The organism is Nocardia arizonensis (assembly GCF_001310275.1).
Taxonomy (GTDB): Bacteria; Actinomycetota; Actinomycetes; order Mycobacteriales; family Mycobacteriaceae; genus Nocardia; species Nocardia arizonensis.
In genome coordinates, this window is record NZ_LGYZ01000018.1 from 1 (window position 1) to 21,391 (window position 21,391).

Genomic DNA, 21,391 nt, shown 5'->3' on the forward strand with positions numbered 1-21,391 from the left:
ATTCCAATGGGGCCTCGGCGAAAACCTCCTCGACTTCACCAGTCCCGGCTTCGTCCAGGTCTACCTGCCCACCGTCGTGTTCGCCCTGCTGTTCGGCCTCTCGATGGACTACGAGGTCTTCCTCATCCGCCGCATGCGCGAATACTGGGATGCCACCGGCAACAACCAGCACGCAGTCGCCGCCGGGCTCACCCACACCGCCCGCCCGATCACCGCGGCCGCCGCGATCATGATCGCCATCTTCGCCAGCTTCCTCACCGCCGACATCCTCGAACTCAAACAACTCGGACTAGCCCTCGCCGTCGCCGTCTTCCTCGACGCCGCCCTGATCCGCCTCGTCCTCGTCCCCGCCCTCATGCGACTGCTCGGAGACTGGAACTGGTGGCTACCGACCCGGCACCGGATCCGATCCGACACAAGCGCACCCGAAACGTCGGCCGCCGCTGATTAGCACGGCGATCACGACAGGTTGGTGTCTTCGCGTTTGCTGACCGACAGCCGGGCGCGCACGGCCCAATGATCGTCCTCAGCGCCAACGGTCAGTGCGCCACCCGCGAGTTCAGCACGTTCCCGCATTCCGACGAGGCCGTGCCCATGGGGCACCCCGTGGGCACGCCCACCGTTGAGCACGACCATCGCGATACCGCCCTCATCACTGCTGATCCGAAACATCACCGGAACGTCGCGATCCGCGTGCTTCATCACGTTAGTGAGCGATTCCTGCACCAACCGCAACAGCGTCAGACGATTGATCGCGTCCAGCCCGCCGAGCTCGGCGTCGATCTGCGCGTCGACGGTGAATCCAGCACTACGGACGCGGGTAATGGCCGCGGCGATCTCGGTGGCCACCGCATCGCTGTCAACCAAGGCCACCACACCCAGCGCTGGATCGCGTAACCCGGTCAGGAGCCTGCGGATATCGGACAGCGCGTCGGCGGCGGTTGCCCGTACATCGTCGAGCACCCCGACGATGCGCGAATCCGCCCCACGAACAACATGTCCGGCGACCGAGATCCGCAAAATGATCGAAGCCATGTGATGAGCGACCACGTCGTGCAGTTCTCTGGCCATGGCTGCGCGCTCATCGATGCGCGTGCGCGCCTCGGCGTCGGCGGCCTGCCTGCGCAAGTTGTCGGCAAGATCGCGTTGACCACGCAGATACAAGCCCAACAACAACGGAACTCCTGCATAGGCAGCTACTTCGACTGCGATATAGGCACGCCCGATGGAAGTCTCATGCAAACCAACCCGCCCGAGCACGATCGCAGCCGCCCAACCCGCAGCTGCGACCACCACCGTCGCCCATCGATGCGTCCTGGCGATGACGACCACCAGCGCAACCGCACCAAGATAGGGCACCAGCCCCGACACACCCCACGCTGGTGCACGCAGCATCGGCACCGCCAACGACGACAGCACAACCGAGACCACCAACGGCCACCGCGCGACCGCCACGAACACCACTGCGGCGGCCAACGCCAGCAGCCAATAGTAGGTCGGCACCCGGTACTGGCCCGGATACGTGCTGGCCAACAACAGTATCGGGATCAACATCAACGGTAGCCACCGCAACAAACGCTGCAGGTCGCGGCGTGCACGCAAGTCGATCACACGCTCACCGTAGGCGAAGCGCTGCCGAGCAGCTGACAGCGCCGGAGCGACACACTGTTGTCAGCTCTTAACTCACCGCGCGATATGATCGGCACAGGCGGACCGGGGTCGCTAGACCGTGTAGGAATCCACGATGACCAGGCGTTTTCCGGTTGCCCATGTTTTGTGTGTCCTGCCGAGGGCACAACCCTCCACCTGCGTTTTCGCAGGTGGAGGGTTATTTTAGTGTCGCAGGTTCGATCCCTATGGAACCGTAACGTCGTTCAAGCCCCATATTCGCCGCAAACGCACAGGTTGAACTACTTCCTGGCACGAATCGTCAGCAGACAAGAACCAGGAACCCGCGTCGACACGGGCGTCAGCACGGATCGACATCGATGGAACCAGGATTTCTAGCGCTCACCCATGCCTCATGTTGGGTGCTGATGTACAGCAATCCCCCATCCGGGTCACTTGCTACCAGCTTCCATCGCCAGTGTTTCTATGATTTACCCAAGATTTTCAACATGTGTATCACCTATCTGTATTCCCTGATCGGCGGCAAGAAGTCTGGTGAGACAGTCGAGTCGGTTGGGCGCGAAGGATTCAGGGCGGGTCGACCGAGTGTATGCACCCTCCCCTCTACGGTGCGTCCTGCATGTCCGAATATGGCTCTCACCTGCGCGACGAGGACCCCGTGTAGCGAATCGCAGGATTTACCGCCCTTCGCGGCGGGCGCACTCGTTCTCCCGGCCATCCTGGCTCCGACTGCCTCGGCGGAGGTGGAGGACATCACCATCTATGCCTGGGGCAATAGCGAAATACCTGTCGCCTGCGACTATGTGGGTGCCAACTGCATTGCAATGGACCAGATGTTCGGCTCCGACTACGCTGCCCGCCACCGTGACGATCAACGGCCGCGAGCTCACTTCGCCCGAGCGCCTGGACTACCCGGATCGGGAGCGCAGCACGATCTGCGGCACCTGGCGCCCGCCGCCCAAGGGGACGTACACGATCGTGGCCGCCCAGGGCGCCTCCACCAAGACCTTCCTCGTCGAGGTTACCGGAGACGCCCAGCTCGGCAGCGGCTCGGCGGGACTGCTGCCTACCGGTTCCAGCTGACCGAAGGGGGGAGCTCGCCCGATCGCCCTCGATCAGCGTGTATAGACCAGGTCGGCGATGCGTTCGGCGAGCATGATCGTGGTGAGGTTGGTGACGCTGGAAGGGGAGGACGGGATGATCGACGCGTCCACGACGCGCAGGGCGGCGAATCCGTGTACGGCTCCGCGGGAATCGACGACGGCCCGGGGTGAGTCCGCGGTACCCATGGGGGCAGTCGAGGTGGCGTGACCGTAGATGGCGAGGCCGGATTCGATCACCCGCGTCAATTGCGTGGCGTCGTCAGGGAGTTCGTGCGGGATCAGCAGGTCGGCGAGGGATGGGGTCAGTGCCGGGTGACGGGCCAGCTCGCGGGCGAGTCGCACGCCTTCGAGCATGCGCCGGCGGTCGCGGTCGGTGCCGAGGAAGTTGTGGTCGATCACGGGCTGGGTCATCGGGTCGCGGCCGACGAGGCGGAGCGTGCCGTGTGCGTCGGGGAGCACGAGAGCCGTGGACAGGGCGAAGATGCCGCCGGTGGGCATGAACGGTGCCCCGTTGGGATGCACAGCGACGATATTCAGGTCGAGATCGCCGTCGGTGGCCTCGCTCGAGGCGGTCCACAGCAGCGCGCCGAGGGCCGGGGACGTCTGTGTTCGGCCGGGCACGAGGGTGTAGATCGTGTGGAAGAAGGGGTGGTCTTGCAAGTGCTGCCCGACGGGCAGGTCGGCGCGGGGCTCGATGCCGAGCGAGGTCAGGTCGGCGGCGGGGCCGATGCCGGAGCGCAGCAGGATCGCGGCGCTGCCGTAGGCCCCGGCGGAGAGGATCACGTCGTCGGCGTGGTGCACGGCGCCGTCGGCGGTGACCACTCCGGTTGCCTTCGTCCCGCGGAACAGGACCCGGTCGACGGTGACGCCGCCGCGCACAAGGAGATTCGGGCGAGCGCGCACCTCCGCGGTGAGGTATACCAATGCCGAGTTGTGCCGGACCCCGTCGACGACGTTGACGGCGAAGGCTCCGACGCCGTCCTGTTCGGAGCCGTTGAAGTCGGCTATCCGCTTGTGGCCGTAGGCCACCGCGGCGTCGATGAAGGCACTGTGCGCGGCGGTCAGGTCGGCGCCGGTCAGTTGGCGCACGGGCATCGGCCCACTGCGCCCGTGGAACTCGTCGTGGCCGGTTGGGGTGTTTTCCAGGGCACGGAAATACGGCAGGACATCGGTGAAGGCCCAGTCGTCGACGCCTTGTTCGGCCCAGCCTGCGAAGTCGCGGGCGCGAGCGCGATGGGCGGCGCCGACATTGACGGCGGAACTCCCGCCGATCACCTTGCCGCGCTGCGCGGCGACCTCGGGGCTCAGTCGCCCACCACGTGCGGTGTAGCCCCAGTCGTGATCGAGATCGGCGATGCGGTCGGCGTCGAGCAGCGCGGCGGGGAACCGGGTCGGACCGTAGTCGGGCCCTGCCTCAAGCAGCACGACGCGGCGGGCGGGATTCTCGCTCAGGCGGGCGGCGAGTACCGCGCCGGCCGACCCGCCGCCGACGATCAGGACATCGGCCGGTTCCACGGAATTGGACATAACAGGACCCTTTCGCTCTCGATGGAGGCAGTGTCGGCGATGCCGAGCCGATCCGGAAGCCGGCCACCCACGTCTGCCCGAAATGTTCCACCGGACCGCGCCGACTGACGGATCCGCTCTTTGACCAGTTCCCCTGCCGGGTACCGCACGGCTCCCGGAAGTGAATATCTGCCACCGGAGCCGCGCTCGATGGAACGAATCAGCCAATACCGCGCCGGGTGCGGTGGCCGACCGCGCGTGGCCCATACGTTCACGAAATGCACATCTCCATCGCCGACAAAGTTCTCCGGCTCTCCATGACCACGTACCCGTTCATCAACGAGTCACAGTTCTTCCCCGCCCTCTCGACCTACACCGTCGACAGAGTCTTCGATCTCACCGAATTCGAGCGAGCTCTGACGCATTTTTTTCGGGGGAATCCACTTTTCGCGAAATGCGAGCTGATCGAGCTGACCTTCGATTCTCCCGAGGATTTCCCGCTGTCCGCCTTCCAGGGGCTCCTCTCGGAACGATACGAAAGCTTCGCCGACAGCCTTCTGGTCGCTTCCGTCACCTACCGCTCCGAGCCGCACACGCAGGGCATCTTCACGTGCGTACCGTTCCCACTGCAAGACGGATACAAGTGTTTCCGATTCCATCAGTCGCTGATGAAGACCCTCAAAACCGGGCAGGACGAATTCCTGATCGCTCGCGGCCTCGCCGAACTCGGGATCCGGGCCGATGAGCTGGCAGAGTTCCTGCCACCCGTGGAGACATCGCGCCCCGGCGGGGTCAGCGAACTGCCTGTCGGGTTCGTCGAAAGCTGTGCCGCACCGACCAAAATCGGGCCCTACCTGGAGAGGATGAAGACCGAGTTCCTCGAGCGCGACAGTGAGAACATGTTCGTGCTCAAGAACAGTCTTTACGCACCGGAGCTCCCCCTCGGCAATTCCCTCCTGTTTCTGACGGTGCCGCGAAGCGTCGTCGAGCGAAGCACGGGAATGCAGATCCGTGACCATTACCACGCCGAGGAGAAAAAGCAGATCGACCTCCTGTCCGGCGTCGAGTCGCGGGACGAATTCATCCAGGCCGGGCAGGCCCGGATCGGCAAGATGATCGCCACGCCGAATGTCTTCTGCGTCAACAACTACGGCAACGTATCCGCGCACGACGGCTCGGATGTCGACGCGAGTCACGGCACGCTCATGAAGTATCAGTGGCATATGCCAATGCTCGTGCTGGGAATTGCCGCGGGGGCGCGGTCCGGTCTCTCCTTCACCATCACCGTGCGTGACAAGGCCTTCAACTTCCGGACGGTCCCTCCAGCCTCCCGTCCCACTGCCGCCGAGGGGTGGGTGGGCACGCGGCGCGCGTGAATATCCACCACCACGACGGTCGCCGGTGGAACGAGTCCGTCAATCCAGCGTCACAGACGGCACCGGAAATCAGCGACCGCCTCTACTTGACGACGTAGCCGCACGTACCTTCACAAGAAACGGAATCACCTGTGAGCAACACTCGCACCCTCGTCATCGTCGCGCACCCGAATCTCACGGAATCCCGCGCCAACGCGACCCGGCTCGCCGAGATCGAGGACCTGGACAACGTCACCGTCCACGATCTCTACAAGACCTACCCCGATCTCGACATCGACGTCGCGCGCGAGCAGCAGTTGCTGCGCGACCACGACACCGTGATTCTGCAGTTCCCGCTGTACTGGTACAGCGTGACCCCGGCACTCAAAGCCTGGTTCGACGCGGTACTAACCCATGGCTTTGCGTTCAGCTTCGACGGGTCCGCCACCGCGCTGGCCGGTAAGAAGGCGTGGCTGGCAGTCTCGGTCGGCAGCACTCTTGAGACCTACACCCCGGTAGGTCTCGCCCGACGCACCCTCGACGAGTACCTCGCCCCGGTCGTTCAGACGCTGGAGTTCTGCCACTTCGACTATCAGGGTGTGCACGCCGTCTACAGCCTGATCTTCAACCCGTCGCAGGAGGACCTCATCCTCGACGCCAAGGAATACAGCAAGCTCATCGCGACCAATTCGACACCGGTCGGCTGATATCGGTGGCGGGCCGATTACCTAGGTCGCCCCTGGCCTGGGTAATCACCGGAGGCTGTCACGCAGATACGGACTGCAGGCTTTCAAGGTCTTCTGCACAGGACTTGTCTCGAGCATGCGTATGGAGTCCAGTGCGCTGAGGCCGTGGGCCAGATAGTCGTGTAGTTCCGTGGGAGTCCTGCACAGGACGAGGGCCACCAGGTTGGTCTGGCCGGTGGTCGAAGCGAGGAAGGCCAGTTCCCGATGCTCGATCAGGCTTCTGGCCACCTGGTCCAGGTGCGCGGGGGCGACCGACATCCACAGCAGCGCCTGCGTGGTGATGCCGTACACCTCCGCGCCGATCTCGACGTCGAAGGTAAGCATGCCGCCCGCCTGCAGCGCGGCGAGTCGACGGGTGATGGTCGAGGAGGACAGGCCGGTCTCGGCCGCGAGGTCGGTGTAGCTGATCCGGCCGTTGCGCTGCAAGGCGACCAGCAGCTGCCAATCCGCCGGGGTCAGGACGTTGACGGTCTCGGGTTCGTCGGCGCCGCCCGACGAATCGAACGCGTGGCGGAGTTGTTCCTGTTGCCCGTCGGTGAGCGCGGTCGTGTGCCCGTGCCAGGCGGTGGGACCGCCCAGATACGTGTGGAGCAGGCGGTGCGCCGACACCTCGGTGATGCTGGCCGCGCGCGGGATCTCGTGGAGCAACAGCGAATGGTGCGCAGCGGAGTTCGTCACTGTGACGAAGCAGATCTCGTTTCCCCCGGACATGCGCCGCACCCAGATGGTGTCGTCACGCCGGGCCAGGCTGTGCGCTACCTGTTCCGCGGTGTTCGGGCTGGCGGTGAGCCGCAGAATCCATTTCTCGCCCGACGACCGCGTCGGGTTCACCACCCCGACGACGCGAAGCGCCATCTCGCTGCTCAGCCGCCGGTAGCGACGAGCGACTGTCTGCGTGGAGACGTCGAGAACCTCGGCGATCCGGCTGAACGGCGCCCGGCCGTCGATGCGCAGCGCATGAAGGATGCCGTGGTCCAGTTCGTCGAGGGTGGAGGCCGCGGTCCCCGGAAGATCGCTCGCCGACCGCTTCGGGCCAGGGACGCTCAGCAAGATGCGCGACACCCCCCCAGTCTCACGATGGGCCACCCTCGTGCGCGGCCGATTTTGCCTGATTAGATCACGGTCCGAAGATGTCGGTCAAAGACGGGGCATTGAACAACTCGTCGAGCGAGTCGCGGTCCGCGGCGAGTTCCCGCGCGTAGAGCCGCACCAGGACCGGGAGCGCGAAACAGAACGATCCGCGGTCGATCACGAGGTTCGCCCGCACGAGTTCCGTCAGGAACTTGCCCACCAGTGCCGGCGGCTGGCCCGCCAGAACGGCGGCCGACTGCACAGTGATGTCTGGATCGGCATCAGCCAGCAGCCGGAACAGCTGTGCCGTCGGCGCTCGCAGACCTCGGTACGAGTAGGCGAACGCGGCCCGCACGTCAGCCACATCGTCACCGCAGTCGAACGCGGCCAGATCGCCCTGTGCCCCTTCGAGTTCCGTCGCCAGCTCGTTGAAGGACAGGTGCCGGTTGGTCGCGGCCCGCGCGGCCACGATCGACAACGCCAGCGGCAGCCCCGCACACGCCTCGATGATAAACTCGACCGCCGTCGGCTCTTGGACGATGCGCTGCGCTCCGAGCCGGCGGATGAGGACCTCGCGCGCGTCTCCGGCGCTCAACAGGTCAAGATTCACCACGTGCGCGCCGTTCACCGCGACGAGGCCGACCATCGAGTTCCGGCTGGTGATGACCGTCAGGCAGCCGGGACTGCCGGGCAGCAACGGGCGCACCTGCGCGGCATGCGCGGCGTTGTCGAGAATGATCAGCATGCGGCGACCGTCGAGCAGACCACGGTAGAACGCGGATTGCCGATCGACGTCGATCGGCCAGCGGGACGGGGGCACGCCGAATGTGTGCAGCAGGTGCCGGATCGCCTCGGAGGGCTGCAACGCCGGTCCCGTGGGATCGGATCCCCGCAGATCGATGTAGAGCTGACCATCGGGGAAGCGGTCGCGAATGCGGTGCGCCCAGTGCACGGCCAGGCTCGTCTTGCCGACCCCGGCGGTTCCGGTGATCGCCGCGATGACCAGGCCCTTCTCCAGACCGCCGTCCTGGTCGAGCAGGGCGTCCAACTGCCGGATCTCCGCCTCGCGCCCGGCGAAATCGGCGAGGGCGTGGGGCAGCTGGGCAGGCGACGGCCCGCCCGGCCGGGATTCGGCCGGGCCCTTCTTCGCCGGAGCCACCCGCTTGATCGGCGAGGTCGAGGATGCCAGTTCGGGATCACCGGCCAGCAGCCGCTGGTGGAGCCGCTGCAGCGAACTGGTCAGCTCCACCCCGAGATCGCCGCGGATTCGCTGTTGCGCGCTGCGGTAGGCCCGCAGCGCGTCGGCCTGACGGCCGGATCGGTACAGGGCCAACATCAGCGTGCCCCAGAAACGTTCGCGCAGTGGGTGATCGGTTGTCAGGCGGCTGAGCTGGCCGATCGCTTCCCGATGGTGACCCAGGGCGACCTCCAGGTCGAGCTGTTCCTCGAGCACATCCAGGCGGCGCTCGGCGAGCCTGTCGCGCTCGGCGTCGAGGAAGGGGCTCCGCAGGCCGTCACACAGGGGTCCGCGCCACAGGTCCGAGGCCACCCGGAGCTGTCCCGCGGCACCTGCCAGGTCTCCGGCCGCCCGGGTGGCGCGCGCCCGCGCCACCATCGACTCGAACACCTCCAGATCCAGTCCGCCGTCGGCGACCGCAAGCACATAGCCGTTGTCCGCCCAGACGAGCTGCCTGGACGGCCCTCTCACCTGCCGGTCGGGCTCGACAACCTTGCGCAGGCGCGATACATGTCGCTGCAGCAGGTTGACCGCGTGGGTGGGCATCGCATCGCCCCACACGGCGTCGATCAGTTGTTCCCGGCCGAGCAGCCGATTCGCGTGGAGCAGCAGGACGGCGATGACCACGCGCTGCTGGAGCGGGCCCGGATCAATGGCCGTTCCACCCCGCCAGACCCGCAGCGGGCCGAGCATCTCGAACCGCACAGCCTGCTCACCGCAGCCGATCACAATGCTTCTCGCATGGCGAAGTTCATCGGTCTTCGTATCCCCCCGGAGTCGAGCTCTCGTACCGACGCCCCGTACCGAGTCTTCGACGCCGGAGTCGGGCGCCTGCGACGTCGGGGATGAGCGTCACCCGCGATAGTATCAGCACCGGGTAGCGCCGCAAATCATGAAAGTTATTGTGGCGCAACATTTTTAGTTCCAACTGGCACAGATCAGCTCACTGCCCGTCGACATCTCCTGAGAGGCTCTTCCGATGCACACTCCCGCTATCGCGGAGTTGACCCTCGCCGATGACCTGACCATCACCCGGATGGGCTACGGCGCAATGCAATTGACCGGACCCGGCGTTTTCGGACCGCCCGCCGACCGCGCCGCGGCAATCGCGGTACTGCGCGCGGCGATCGAGCTCGGCATCGATCACATCGATACCAGCGGCTTCTACGGGCCGGTCATCGTCAACGAACTCATCCGGGAAGCGCTGTACCCCTACCCGGCCGGCTTGCGCATCGCCACCAAAGTGGGCGTCCGCCGCACGGCCACCGGCGGGTGGACCACCGCCCTGGATCCCACCGATCTCGTGGCCCAGGTCCACGAGAACCTCGAGCATCTCGGCGTCGAGTCCCTGGACGTGGTGAACCTGCGCGCGGCCGCGTTCGAGGGTGACGACACCCCGATCGCCGAACAATTCGGCGCGCTGGCCGCATTGCGCGAGCAGGGCCTGATTCGTCACCTCGGCCTCAGCGGTGTCACCGATGTCCAGCTCACCGAGGCCGCGGCCATCGCCCCCGTGGTCATGGTTCAGAACCTGTACAACCTGGCCCATCGCTCCGACGACGATCTCGTCGACCGCTGCGCCGACGAGGGCATCGGCTACGCCGCGTTCTTCCCGCTCGGCGGTGGTGGCAGGCTACGGTCGCGCACCCTGAACGATGTCGCCCGACGGCTGGACGCCTCCCCTCAGCGGGTGGCGCTGGCCTGGCTGTTGCAGCGTTCGCCGTCGATGGTGCTGATCCCCGGGACGTCCTCGATCACCCACCTACGGGACAACATCGCCGCGGCCGAGCTGCGGCTGCCCTCCGACGTCGTCGCCGAGATCGACGCCATCGGGGGGTGACGACGGCGGCCGGAAGCATCCGGCCTCACGCCGCACCGAGGACGTCACCTGTCGCCGTGCGATCGAACTGTGCGCGCAGCCGACGTAGCGCTCGCATCCGGGTCGGGCCGATGCTCCCGACCGGGATGCCGAGATGACGAGCGATCTCGCTGTAGGAACCGTCGTTGCGGGCCAGCTCCGTGAGGAGCACGCGCTCGATCTCCGGTAGCCGCCGCAAGACCCGCTGCAGCGTCGCCGACCGCTCGATGGCGAGGATCTCTCGCTCGATGTCGACATGATCGTCACGAAGCCATTCCCCGACCGCGACGGCGACATCGCCCATCAGTACCTCGGGCCGCGCGTTCCGGCGAAGGCTGATGTTCTCGCACTTGCGCCGCATGATCATGGCCAGCCACGGGCGGAGCAGGCTCGGATCGCGCAGCGTCGGCAGGTGGGCGACCGCGCTGAGCCACGTGTCCTGCACGGCGTCGGAGCACTCGTCGGAGGACAGGCGCTTCGCGCGCCCGATGGCGACCAGGTAGCGGGTGTGCTCGGCGACGATCTGCTCCCAGGCGCCCTCGTCGCCGTCCACCGCCAGCCCGACAAGCGCTCCGGTGACGTCCTTTTGGTCGAGTTCGATGTTTACCACGGCAAGCATCGTGTCGGTCGGCGTTGCAGCGTTCGCTGGTGTTCGGTTGCACCGCGCACTGCACCACCGGGTGTGGTGCGCGGCGTAATCGCGGGCCAGTATCAGATGTATCAAGACCCGCGGCATTCGCCTCTAGCACTGTGAAGCACGGAAATCAGCGCAAGGGGAATCGCGGTATGAGTAAGAGCGGCGCATCCGCACCGACGAAGAAATGGGCCGGCGGACACGCGGTAGTGCTGGGCGCAAGTGTCTCCGGGCTCCTGGCGGCCAGGGTCCTCGCGGATTCGTACGACCGCGTCACGGTGATCGAACGGGACCGGGTGTCCGAGGTCGGCGTGGCGCCCCGGCGCGGAGCACCGCAGGGCCGGCACGCTCATGGACTGCTGTCCCGCGGAGCCGAGATCTTCGAGGACCTGTTCCCGGGCCTGCTCGAGGACTTCGTGGCCGACGGTGCGCCGACCATCAGCTCGCCCGCCGAACTGCGCAACAACCTGGGCGGCCACCTGCTCTGCATGACGGGTGAGTACACCGAACTCTCCGACACCTACCAGCCGAGCCGGCCACACCTCGAGAACGCGGTGCGCACCCGCGTCACCGGGCTGCCGAACGTCAAATTGCTCGACGGCTGTCAGGTGGTCGGGCTGGAAACCTCCGACGACAACACGCGGGTTCTCGGCGTCGACGTCCGCTACGGCGACGACCGTTCCGCCGACGTGATCCACGCCGACCTGGTGGTCGACGCGACCGGGCGATCCGGGCGGGCCACCAATTGGCTGGCGGAGATGGGCTATGCCCCGCCGCCGGAGGAGTCGTTGCAGGTCGACCTGATGTATGTCAGCCAGCACCTGCGACCTTCTCCCGGCTCGATGGGCCGGGAGAAGGTCGTGATCATCGGCCACACGCCGACGCGCCCGACCGCGGCCGAATACCTGGAGCAGGAAGACGGCCGGTGGATTCTGACCCTGATCGGCTACGGCGGCCACCACCCGCCGACCGACCAGGCCGGGTACCTGGCGTTCGCCGAGCCGATCGTCCCGCCGCACGTGTTCGCGTCGATCCGCGACGCAGAACCGTTGAGTGATATTGTCGCGCATCGGTTTCCGGCGACCGTCCGCCGCCGGTACGAGAAGCTGTCCCGGTTCCCGGAAGGCCTGCTCGTGATCGGTGACGCGATCTGCAGCTTCAACCCGATCTACGCCCAGGGCATGAGCGTGGCCGCCATCCAGGCCGACGCCCTGCGGAAGACACTCGCGGGCGGCACGGATCGGCTGGCGCGGCGGTTCTTCCAGGCAGTCTCGAAGCCGCTGGGTGTCACGTGGCAGATGGCTACCGGCAGCGACCTGTCCATCCCGCAGGTCGAAGGGCCACGTCCGCTCCCGGTCCGGCTGTTCAACGCCTACATCAACCTGGTCCTGACCGCCGCCGAACACGACGGTGTGCTGGCCGAACGATTCCTGAAGGTGCAGTACCTGCTGGTGCCGCCGACCACGCTGCTGCGGCCCGCGACGATGATCCGCGTCTTCGCCGGAAACCTGCACCGCGGCTGAATCCCACACTTCCACGGTCACCGAATCCACAGGGGCCGTCGACTTTCCACCGATCGATACGAGGTACAAGCATGTCCCACACCGAACCCGATGCGAAGCTCGCACCGACCGATGACGAGGTGCGCCGCCACAACCGCGCCGTCGTCGAGACCTACATGACCACCCGCGGGGTAGACCGGTTGCGCCGGCATCTGCTGTTCACCGAAGACGGCGTCGGCGGCCTCTGGACCAACGACACCGGCCAGCCGATCACGATCAGCGGCCGGGACCGACTGGGCGAGCACGGCGTCTGGTCGCTCCAGTGCTTTCCGGACTGGGTCTGGATCAACGTCGAGATCTTCGACACCCAGGACCCGAACCGGTTCTGGGTGGAGTGCGACGGCGAAGGCAAGATCGTGTTCCCCGGTTATCCGGTCGGACACTACCGCAACCATTTCCTGCACTCTTTCCAGTTCGAGGACGGAAAGATCAAGCTGCAGCGCGAATTCATGAACCCGATCGACCAGTACCGTGCCCTCGGCATCGCCTTACCGGGCATCCGACGGGACGGAATCCCGACATGACCACGCACGGCATCGAAGAACACCTCACCCAGGAAATGCGCAGGGCCCCACAGCAACCGAGGTGGGAGAACCCCGAACAGGTCCGGTTGGCGCGCGAATTCCTGGCGACCTGTCCCCCGCTCGTCGGGCCCGCCGACGTGGACGAGCTACACCGCAAGCTCGCCGGCGCGGCGCAAGGCGAACTGCTGGTGCTGCAGGTCGGTGACTGCGCGGAGGACCCCGCCGAACACGTCGCCGCCAAGACCGAAATGCTCGAAGAACTGGCGGGCACAATGGAACTCGCCGGTGGCGTACCCGTCCTGCAGGTCGGCCGCATCGCGGGCCAGTTCGCCAAACCCCGATCCAAGGACACCGAGTCGATCGGCGGCATAGAGCTGCCGAGCTACCGTGGCCACCTCGTCAACGGCCCCGAGCCGGATCTCGAGAGCCGTCGACCCGATCCGTTGCGGCTGCTCACCGGTTTCAGCGCGGCCACTGAGATCATGGGACGGCTGGGCTGGCTGCTTGCCGGAACGGAGCCGACGCAGGCTGCCGTGTGGACCAGCCATGAGGCGCTACTGCTCGACTACGAGCAGCCCCTGGTCCGGGAGCGATCCGGGGGCAGGCACTGGCTGAGTTCCACCCATTGGCCGTGGATCGGCGAGCGGACCCGTCAACCGTATGGTCCGCACGTTGCCCTGCTCGCGCGTGTGTCAAACCCGGTCGCCTGCAAGGTCGGTCCGAGCATGAGCGTCGGGGAGATCACGCTGCTCTGCGAAGTCCTCGATCCAGACCGGGAACCCGGTCGGCTCACCCTCATCGCCCGGATGGGCGCCGACGCCGTCGAGACCCAGCTGCCCGCGCTGGTCGCGGCCGTGCGGTCCGCCGGTCACCCGGTGATCTGGCTGTGCGACCCGATGCACGGCAACAACACCGTGACTGCCGAAGGTCGCAAGACCCGGCACGTGCGCACAATCGTCCGCGAGATCCAGGCCTTCCAGCGCGCGGTCGACCTAGCCGGCGGCGTGGCCGGTGGCCTGCACCTCGAGACGACCCCGGCCGACGTGCTCGAGTGCGTCGACGACGAGTTCGACGCGCAGCCGGGTGCTGGACGCTCGACGACTCTGTGCGACCCCCGGCTCAACGCCACCCAGGCCGCGGAGGTGGTCGCCGCGTGGACGCCGGCAGTGGAACCCGTCGGTGCGACCCGAGCCGAGCCGAGCGGACTTACCGGTCACTGAGAAGGAAGGAGTATTTCGATGGGAATACCACAGATCCCTTCGTATCCGATGCCGACCCGGACGACGCTGCCTGCCAATGTCGCGCAGTGGACCGCCGATCCGGCACGTGCCGTGCTCCTGCTGCACGACATGCAGAGCTTCTTCCTGAAGCCGCTGGCGTCGCCGTTGCGCGAAGAACTGGTGCACAACGCCGCGATGCTGCGCAAGCGGTGTCTCGATTTCGGCGTACCGATCGCCTACACGGCCCAACCCGGCGGGATGACTCCCCAGCAGAGGGGGCTGCTGAAGGACTTCTGGGGACCGGGTATGAGCACCGAACCCGGCGAGCGCGGGGTGGTCCCCGAGCTGGCACCGGCACAGGCCGACTGGTTGCTGACCAAGTGGCGATACAGCGCGTTCCACAACTCCGATCTACTGGCGCGGATGCGTTCGGCCGGGCGCGACCAGCTCATCGTATCCGGCGTGTACGCGCACGTCGGCGTGCTGACGACGGCTCTGGACGCGTTCAGCCACGACATCCAGCCGTTCCTGGTGGCCGACGCGCTCGCCGACTTCACCGAAGCCGACCACCACAGCACCCTCGCCTATGCGGCTCTGTGCTGCGCGGCTGTGGTCCTGACCGAAGACGTACTCCAATGACCGCCGACCGTGATCTGCTCGGTCGGATCCTCGCGGCGCAGACCTCCGCGTTCGCGCTCGTCAGCAGGCCGGAGAGCGGTGACCCGGGCATGCTCGACGTGCTGGTCGGCGACGTGGTCGAGGTGGAGTCGCTCTCGGAGATCCCGCTCGCCGACGATGCCGAGGGCTGGGACGTCCTTGCGGTCGTGCCGTATCGGCAGCTGGCCGAGCGCGGCTTCGACGCGCCGGACGACGGAACGCCGCTGCTGGTGATGACCGTCGACAGCCAGGACCGGGTGCCGCTCGCCGACGCGCTCAATCGCCTGCCGCATGCCCGGACGTCCCCGGCCGGCGGGCACTTCGATCTCGGCGACGACGCCTACGCGGACCTGGTACGGCGCATCGTCGTCGACGAGATCGGCACGGGCGAGGGCGCCAATTTCGTCATCAAACGATCCTTCCTGGCAGACATCAGCGAGTGGACGCCGCAGGCCGCGCTGTCGTTCTTCCGGCGGCTGGTGCAGCGCGAGCAACGGGCGTACTGGACCTTCGTCATCCACGACGGACAGCGGACGCTGATCGGCGCGACACCGGAGCGGCACGTCTCGCTGTGCGACGGGACCGCAGTGATGAATCCGATCAGCGGTACCTATCGCTACCCGAGCAGTGGACCCACGCTGCACGGCGTCCTGGACTTCCTCGCCGACGGCAAGGAGAACGACGAGCTGTTCATGGTCGTCGACGAGGAACTGAAGATGATGGCGCGGATCTGTCCCGGCGGCGGCCGGATACTCGGCCCCGATCTCAAGGAGATGAAGCGCGTCGCGCACACCGAGTATCTGATCGAGGGCCGGACCGAGATGGACGTGCGGGAAATCCTGCGGGAGACGATGTTCGCTCCCACGGTCACGGGCAGCCCGCTGGAGAGCGCGGCCCGGGTGATCGCGCGGTACGAGCCCGGGGGCCGGCGCTACTACAGTGGCGTCGCCGCCCTGATCGGGCGCGGCCCGCACGGCGATCGCCGACTCGACTCCTCGATCCTCATCCGCACCGCCGAGATCGACGCCGCGGGCCGGATGCGCATCGACGTCGGCGCGACCCTGGTCCGCCATTCCGACCCGGCGGCCGAGGCGGCCGAAACCCGGGCGAAGGTGGCCGGTCTGCTCGACGCGCTGGAGGCCGACACCACCGAGTTCGGGACCCATCCGCAGGTCCGTTCCGCACTGTTGCGCCGAAACGAACGGATCTCCGGCTTCTGGATCGGGCCCCTCGACCCGCTCGGTTCCGGAGCGCCCGCGCTGCCCGATGTTGCGGCCCTGATCATCGACGCCGAAGACACCTTCACTGCCATGCTGGCCGCGCAACTCGAATCGCTCGGACTGGCAGTGCGGGTGCGGCGCTTCGATGAACCCTACGACATGGCAGGCCACGACCTGATCGTGCTGGGTCCGGGGCCGGGGGACCCACGGATCGCCACGCACCCCAAGATCGCCCACCTCCGCTCGGCGCTGGACACCGCGCTGGCAGCAGATCGGCCACTGCTCGCGGTATGCCTGAGTCACCAGGTACTCAGCATTCGGCTCGGCCTCGAACTGCGCCCTTTGCGGCCGCCCAACCAGGGTCTGGCGCGGGAGGTTGACCTGTTCGGGGACTGCGAGCGGGTCGGGTTCTACAACACCTTCGCGGCGTTCTGCGATCAGGACAAGATCGAGGTCGACGGGATCGGTGTGGTGGAGGTGAGCCGCGACGTCGAGACCGGGGAGGTATATGCCTTGCGCGGACCGGGTTTCGCGTCGATGCAGTTCCACCCGGAGTCGGTGCTCACCATGGACGGACCGCGCCTGATCGCCGAGTCGATCCGGGGGGTGCTCCACCGATGACAGTCACCATCGCGTGGTGGGATCTGACCGATTCCGGCGCGACGATCGAGTCGCTCGAACAGGACATGCGCGACTCGATCGCCGCCTGGTGCGAGGTCGAGGGCCTGCGCGTGAAGCTCTGGATCGTTGATCGGGAGCGAAACCGCTGGGGTGCCGTCCTGTGGTGGGCCGCTGATCTTCCCGCCGATCGGCCACTGCCACCGAACCGGGCGGCCGAACTGATCGGCCGTCCACCGACCCACCGGACAGAGTTCGACGTGGTCGCCACAGCCAAAGGGAATTACTCGTGAACGGAGCCAGTATGCACAACTATGTGGTCGTCGACGCGTTTGCCCGTCGGCCGCTCGACGGCAATCCGGTCGCCGTGATCTTCGACAGCGAAGACCTCACCGCCGAGCGGATGCAACGCATCGCCAATGAGATGCACCTGTCCGAAACCACTTTCGTCCTGCCGCCGAAGTGCGGCGGCGACGCGCACATCCGCATTTTCACTCCCGTCAATGAGCTGCCCTTCGCCGGACACCCGATGCTCGGCACCGCGGTGGCGCTCGCCGAGAAGCTCGGCCAGGACAAGCTGCAACTGGAGACCGCGATCGGCGTCATCCCGTTCCGACTCGGCACCGACGACGGCGCCACCGAGGTCTGGATGGAGCAGCCGCTGCCCCGCTGGGAGCTCTACGAGCACGGCCCCGAACTACTGGCCGCGCTCGGCGTGCAGACCTCGATCGCACCGGTGGAGGCCTACCGGAACGGGCCGCGGCACGTGTTCGTCGGGCTGCCCGACATTCCCTCGCTCTCCGCCCTTTTCCCCGACCACCGGGCCTTGGCGCGCTTCCCCGACATGGCGGTCAACTGCTTCGCCGGTGCGGGCGCGCGATGGCGGATGCGGATGTTCTCACCGGCCTACGGGGTGGTGGAGGACGCGGCGACAGGTTCGGCTGCCGGTCCGCTGGCGATCCACCTGGCTCGGCACGGTCTGGCGGAATGGGAGCGCGATATCGAGATCGAACAGGGCATCGAACTGGGGCGCCCCTCGCTGATGCGGGCCATCGCCTGGGGCGGCGGCGAGCAGGTCTCGGCCGTGAACGTCAGCGGTCACGGCGTCACCGTCGCTCGCGGGACCCTCTGCGTCTAGCCAATTTTCAGCAAGGAGTCTTTGACATGGTCACGAGATCGAGGTCAAGCCGGTTCGAATCACTCGCAGGGATGGTCGATCTCGACTTCCCCGAGTACGACCGGCCGCCCACGCAGCCGCTGGATCTGGTGCGCGGCTGGCTGGAAGACGCCGTCGAACGCGGTGTCCGCGAGCCGAAAGCGTTGGCACTGGCCACCGCCGACGCCCGTGGCTTCGCCTCCAACCGCATCGTGGTGATCATCTCGATCACCGATCGAGGACTGGTTTTCGCCAGCCACCGCGACAGCCAGAAGGGCCAGGAGATCACTGCGACCGGCTGGGCGTCCGGGCTGCTCTATTGGCGGGAGACCGGTCAGCAACTGATTCTCTCCGGTCCGGTGGCGCCGTTGCCGGACGACGAGTCCGATGCGCTGTGGGCGGCACGACCGACCCCGCTGCACGCCATGTCGAGCGTGAGCCATCAGAGCGCTCCCCTGAACGATGTTGCGGCACTACGCGACTCGGCACTCGAACTTGAGCGTCTCGGACGGGCGCTCCCACGGCCGGAGTCCTATGTCGGCTATTGCCTGCGGCCTGCGGCGGTGGAGTTCTGGTGCGGCGCGTCCGACCGCTTGCATCGTCGCCTGCGGTACGACCTCGGGCCGGACGGCTGGCGAACGAGCCGGCTTCAGCCCTGAACGACCGGCCCACCGAAACATCGATGAAAGGCAGTACCCGATGACCACTGCGACCGAGCAGATCCTGGATCTCCCCTTCGATGTCACCCCCGACCCGGACGAATTCATCCGGGCGGCAATGGAATGGCACTTCAACCCGGAGACCGGCTGCGCGTTCTGGCTGGAGCGAGCGAAGACGCTCGGGTTCGACCCGCGCGCGGATGTGCGGACCCACGCGGATCTACGGCTGTTCCCGAATGTCGCCGCCGAACTGCGCGAAGTCCGGGGCGAAGACCTCGTCCCGAAGGGCTACGGCCCGCGACCCGACGTGGTCGGATTCTTCGAGAGCGGTGGCACCACGGGCACTCCGAAGCGGGTGGTGCTGATGCGGGACTGGCACGAGCGCGTGGTGTCCTGGAGCAACGCGCATCTGGACCGGCACGGTGTCTCCCGCGGTATCAACTGGCTGGGCATCATCCCGACCGGCCCCCATGTTGTCGCCGCGCTGTTCCATCGGCACGTCAACACGCACGGAACACACGGCTTCACGATCGACCTGGATCCGCGCTGGGTCAAGAAACTCATCGCCGACCAGCGATTCAGCGACGCGGACGCCTACGCCGGGCACATTATCGCCCAGGCGGTCGACGTGCTGCGCACCCAGGACATCGGCCTGCTCACGATCACCCCGCCGTTGCTCGAGCGCATCGCCGCCGACGATGCGCTCGTCGACCTGGTGAACTCCCAGGTGAAGGCCATCCGCTGGGGCGGGACCCAAATGGACCCGGACTCGCGCAACCTGTTCAAGAACGAGATCTTCCCGGACACCGCGCTCTGCGGTGAGTACGGCAGCACGATGATGCTCGGCGTCGCCGGTGAACGCGCGGGCCTGGAGAGCGGCGCGCCGTGCGTCTTCGACCCGTTCTCGCCGTATATCACCTTCACGGTCGTCGACGCGAAGACGGGCGAACCTGTGCCGGAAGGGCAGCGCGGCCAGGTGGTCGTCAACCACGTCAGCAAGTCGTTCCTGCTCCCCAACAACCTCGAACGCGACCTGGCCACCCGGATGGCGCCCGTCGAGGGCACTGTCGGCCACGCGGTCGCCGACATCGCGCCGGTCGCCACCTTCGAGGACGAAGCCGTCATCGAGGGCGTGTACTGATGACCGGCTCTGCCCCGATCGACGTTCCAGCGCTGGGGCCCGCCGGTGAGTTCCGGGCGGCGAACCGGATGTCGGTCACCGATGTCAGCGGAGCCGGCCTCGCGCAGGTGAGCCTGGTCCCGCCGGTGTTCGTCCGTCGTGCGATGGCCGCGCTGCACCGGGCCGAGACGCTGCCCGCGGCAGACCGGGCCGCCTTGCTGGCCGAGGCAGCGGAACTGTTCGAGCATGCGACCATCGGCGGGCTGTCGCCCGCAGACTACCAGCAGGCAGTCAGCCGGGCGGGCGGGGTGCCGATCTCGTCGGTGCGGCAGGCGAACAGCTCAGTGGCGCAGCGAGTTTCGAACGCCTTCTACAGTGCCCATCTGGCCCGGCCAACCGGATCGGCTGGGGACTGGCGGGATCCTTCGACGCGCGACGGCCGAGCTGTCTGGGTCCGGCGCGGGTCGGTGTTCGCGGTCCACGCGGCCGGCAACCATCCGGGCACCCACGCCATCTGGCCCGAGGCGCTCGCGCTGGGTTACCGGGTCGCGGTCCGCCCGTCCAGCCGGGATCCGTTCACCCCGTATCGGCTGATCACCGCGCTGCGCACGGCCGGGTTCCCGGCCGACCACGTGGTTCTGCTGCCCACCGACCATGCCGGTGCCGATGCGGTGTTGCGCGGCGCGGATCTGGGGATGGTCTACGGCGGCGCCGAGGTGGTGGCGCGGTACCGCGGCAGTCAGGTGTTGCCGCAGGGACCGGGGCGGTCGAAGATCCTCATCACCGCCGAGACCGACTGGCGCAGGCACCTCGACGTCATCGTCGAGTCGGTCGCCGACCACGGCGGCACCGGCTGCGTGAACACCAGTGCCGTGTTCGTCGAAGGCGACCCCGGCCCACTCGCCGAGGCTATCGCCGAACGCCTGGCCGCACTGCCAAGCCTGCCCCCGGATGACCCCCGGGCAAGTCTCCCCGTCCAGCAGGTTCAGTCGGCCCGTGCGATCGAGACCTACCTCCTGAAGACAGCAGCAGGCGCGCGGGCGTGGCTCGGCGGTGACGGCATTGCCGACGACCTCGGCGACGGCAGCGCAGCCCTCCGACCAGCTGTCTACGAGGTGAATGACCCCACCGCCTCTCAGATCTGCATCGAACTACCCTTCCCCTGCGTCTGGGTAGTCCCGTGGACCCGCACCGCCGGTATCGTCCCCCTCCACGACACCTTGGTGCTCACGGCGCTGACCCGGGACGACGAACTGGTGGACGAACTGATCGACGAGCCGACGATCCGCAATGTCTACCGCGGCGACCGCCACACCCACTGGATGGCATCCGGAGTCCCCCACGATGGCTTCCTCGGTGACTTCCTCATGTGGAACAAGGGCGTCGCCGTGTCGACCATGTAGCCGACTCGCCGCGCGGCGGCTATGGAAGGTCCAGGCGATCCATGGCGGTCCGGATGGCCATCGCGGTCAAGTCCAAATGCGTGGTGTATCGAAGTGATCGCCGCGTGACCGCT

20 protein-coding genes are annotated in these 21,391 nt (G+C 66.9%); 15 read left to right on the forward strand and 5 right to left on the reverse strand.

Annotated elements, in window-relative coordinates; translation table 11 throughout:
* On the forward strand, window positions 1-451 hold a 451-nt coding region (locus APZ21_RS03380), incomplete at its 5' end, for an MMPL family transporter (RefSeq protein WP_156370597.1).
* Between the two features lie 8 nt (window positions 452-459).
* Here APZ21_RS03380 and APZ21_RS03385 read toward each other — a convergent pair.
* A complete protein-coding gene (locus APZ21_RS03385) occupies window positions 460-1,611 on the reverse strand; it encodes a sensor histidine kinase (protein ID WP_082392796.1) in 1,152 nt (383 codons plus the stop codon).
* An 825-nt stretch (window positions 1,612-2,436) separates the two neighbouring features.
* Between APZ21_RS03385 and APZ21_RS03390 the strand changes: the two genes are divergently transcribed.
* Window positions 2,437-2,712: a hypothetical protein gene (locus APZ21_RS03390; protein ID WP_156370599.1), complete on the forward strand. Its 276-nt coding sequence runs from the start codon at window positions 2,437-2,439 to the stop codon at window positions 2,710-2,712.
* 32 nt (window positions 2,713-2,744) lie between these two features.
* Here APZ21_RS03390 and APZ21_RS03395 read toward each other — a convergent pair whose 3' ends face one another.
* Complete coding sequence (locus APZ21_RS03395; RefSeq protein ID WP_054811735.1) at window positions 2,745-4,259, reverse strand: GMC family oxidoreductase; 1,515 nt, start codon at window positions 4,257-4,259, stop codon at window positions 2,745-2,747.
* 257 nt (window positions 4,260-4,516) lie between these two features.
* On the opposite strand from APZ21_RS03395, the gene APZ21_RS03400 reads away from it, so the two are divergent.
* Complete coding sequence (locus APZ21_RS03400; RefSeq protein ID WP_054811736.1) at window positions 4,517-5,614, forward strand: hypothetical protein; 1,098 nt, start codon at window positions 4,517-4,519, stop codon at window positions 5,612-5,614.
* Window positions 5,615-5,745: 131 nt separating this feature from the next.
* Window positions 5,746-6,300, forward strand: coding sequence for an NAD(P)H-dependent oxidoreductase (locus APZ21_RS03405; RefSeq protein ID WP_054811737.1), 555 nt, complete (start codon window positions 5,746-5,748; stop codon window positions 6,298-6,300).
* A gap of 45 nt (window positions 6,301-6,345) precedes the next feature.
* Here the strand turns inward: APZ21_RS03405 and APZ21_RS03410 are convergent, their stop codons facing one another.
* The gene (locus tag APZ21_RS03410; RefSeq protein ID WP_239476468.1) at window positions 6,346-7,401 is read right to left on the reverse strand and encodes an Lrp/AsnC family transcriptional regulator; all 1,056 of its coding nucleotides are present in this window, start codon (window positions 7,399-7,401) and stop codon (window positions 6,346-6,348) included.
* A 55-nt stretch (window positions 7,402-7,456) separates the two neighbouring features.
* Window positions 7,457-9,352: an AfsR/SARP family transcriptional regulator gene (locus APZ21_RS03415; protein WP_156370601.1), complete on the reverse strand. Its 1,896-nt coding sequence runs from the start codon at window positions 9,350-9,352 to the stop codon at window positions 7,457-7,459.
* 274 nt (window positions 9,353-9,626) lie between these two features.
* Here APZ21_RS03415 and APZ21_RS03420 point away from each other — a divergent pair, with 274 nt between their 5' ends.
* Complete coding sequence (locus APZ21_RS03420; RefSeq protein ID WP_054811739.1) at window positions 9,627-10,487, forward strand: oxidoreductase; 861 nt, start codon at window positions 9,627-9,629, stop codon at window positions 10,485-10,487.
* A gap of 25 nt (window positions 10,488-10,512) precedes the next feature.
* Here the strand turns inward: APZ21_RS03420 and APZ21_RS03425 are convergent, their stop codons facing one another.
* A complete protein-coding gene (locus APZ21_RS03425; protein WP_162240293.1) occupies window positions 10,513-11,115 on the reverse strand; it encodes an RNA polymerase sigma factor in 603 nt (200 codons plus the stop codon).
* Window positions 11,116-11,291: 176 nt separating this feature from the next.
* Here APZ21_RS03425 and APZ21_RS03430 point away from each other — a divergent pair, with 176 nt between their 5' ends.
* The 10 genes from APZ21_RS03430 (at window position 11,292) to APZ21_RS03475 (ending at window position 21,278) form a co-directional block, all read left to right on the forward strand.
* Complete coding sequence (locus tag APZ21_RS03430; protein WP_054811741.1) at window positions 11,292-12,662, forward strand: FAD-dependent oxidoreductase; 1,371 nt, start codon at window positions 11,292-11,294, stop codon at window positions 12,660-12,662.
* A 119-nt stretch (window positions 12,663-12,781) separates the two neighbouring features.
* The gene (locus tag APZ21_RS03435) at window positions 12,782-13,225 is read left to right on the forward strand and encodes a PhzA/PhzB family protein (RefSeq protein ID WP_082392798.1); all 444 of its coding nucleotides are present in this window, start codon (window positions 12,782-12,784) and stop codon (window positions 13,223-13,225) included.
* Window positions 13,222-14,445, forward strand: coding sequence for a 3-deoxy-7-phosphoheptulonate synthase (locus APZ21_RS03440; RefSeq protein WP_054811743.1), 1,224 nt, complete (start codon window positions 13,222-13,224; stop codon window positions 14,443-14,445). The genes APZ21_RS03435 and APZ21_RS03440 overlap by 4 nt, the downstream gene beginning before the upstream one ends.
* An 18-nt stretch (window positions 14,446-14,463) precedes the next feature.
* Complete coding sequence (locus tag APZ21_RS03445; RefSeq protein ID WP_054811744.1) at window positions 14,464-15,084, forward strand: isochorismatase family protein; 621 nt, start codon at window positions 14,464-14,466, stop codon at window positions 15,082-15,084.
* Entirely contained in the window at window positions 15,081-16,943 is a 1,863-nt protein-coding gene (locus APZ21_RS03450; protein WP_054811745.1) for an anthranilate synthase family protein, read from the forward strand. The genes APZ21_RS03445 and APZ21_RS03450 overlap by 4 nt, the downstream gene beginning before the upstream one ends.
* Window positions 16,940-17,233 (forward strand): hypothetical protein, encoded by a 294-nt coding sequence (locus APZ21_RS03455; protein ID WP_054811746.1) that lies wholly within the window; start codon window positions 16,940-16,942, stop codon window positions 17,231-17,233. The genes APZ21_RS03450 and APZ21_RS03455 overlap by 4 nt, the downstream gene beginning before the upstream one ends.
* Window positions 17,230-18,078 carry a PhzF family phenazine biosynthesis protein gene (locus APZ21_RS03460; protein WP_275426176.1) on the forward strand — a complete coding sequence of 283 codons (849 nt, stop codon included), beginning with the start codon at window positions 17,230-17,232 and terminating at the stop codon, window positions 18,076-18,078. The genes APZ21_RS03455 and APZ21_RS03460 overlap by 4 nt, the downstream gene beginning before the upstream one ends.
* 71 nt (window positions 18,079-18,149) lie before the next feature.
* The gene (gene phzG / locus APZ21_RS03465) at window positions 18,150-18,755 is read left to right on the forward strand and encodes a phenazine biosynthesis FMN-dependent oxidase PhzG (RefSeq protein WP_275426177.1); all 606 of its coding nucleotides are present in this window, start codon (window positions 18,150-18,152) and stop codon (window positions 18,753-18,755) included.
* A gap of 40 nt (window positions 18,756-18,795) precedes the next feature.
* A complete protein-coding gene (locus tag APZ21_RS03470) occupies window positions 18,796-19,896 on the forward strand; it encodes an acyl-CoA synthetase family protein (RefSeq protein WP_054811748.1) in 1,101 nt (366 codons plus the stop codon).
* Entirely contained in the window at window positions 19,896-21,278 is a 1,383-nt protein-coding gene (locus tag APZ21_RS03475) for an aldehyde dehydrogenase family protein (protein WP_054811749.1), read from the forward strand. The genes APZ21_RS03470 and APZ21_RS03475 overlap by 1 nt, the downstream gene beginning before the upstream one ends.
* The last annotated feature ends 113 nt before the right edge of the window (window positions 21,279-21,391 follow it).

Coding starts and splice junctions, on each gene's coding strand:
- APZ21_RS03395 (WP_054811735.1), bottom strand. CDS start 4,259: ATGTCCAATTCCGTGGAACCGGCCGATGTCCTGATCGTCGGCGGCGGG.
- APZ21_RS03400 (WP_054811736.1), top strand. CDS start 4,517: ATGCACATCTCCATCGCCGACAAAGTTCTCCGGCTCTCCATGACCACG.
- APZ21_RS03420 (WP_054811739.1), top strand. CDS start 9,627: ATGCACACTCCCGCTATCGCGGAGTTGACCCTCGCCGATGACCTGACC.
- APZ21_RS03430 (WP_054811741.1), top strand. CDS start 11,292: ATGAGTAAGAGCGGCGCATCCGCACCGACGAAGAAATGGGCCGGCGGA.
- APZ21_RS03440 (WP_054811743.1), top strand. CDS start 13,222: ATGACCACGCACGGCATCGAAGAACACCTCACCCAGGAAATGCGCAGG.
- APZ21_RS03445 (WP_054811744.1), top strand. CDS start 14,464: ATGGGAATACCACAGATCCCTTCGTATCCGATGCCGACCCGGACGACG.
- APZ21_RS03450 (WP_054811745.1), top strand. CDS start 15,081: ATGACCGCCGACCGTGATCTGCTCGGTCGGATCCTCGCGGCGCAGACC.
- APZ21_RS03455 (WP_054811746.1), top strand. CDS start 16,940: ATGACAGTCACCATCGCGTGGTGGGATCTGACCGATTCCGGCGCGACG.
- phzG (WP_275426177.1), top strand. CDS start 18,150: ATGGTCGATCTCGACTTCCCCGAGTACGACCGGCCGCCCACGCAGCCG.
- APZ21_RS03470 (WP_054811748.1), top strand. CDS start 18,796: ATGACCACTGCGACCGAGCAGATCCTGGATCTCCCCTTCGATGTCACC.
- APZ21_RS03475 (WP_054811749.1), top strand. CDS start 19,896: ATGACCGGCTCTGCCCCGATCGACGTTCCAGCGCTGGGGCCCGCCGGT.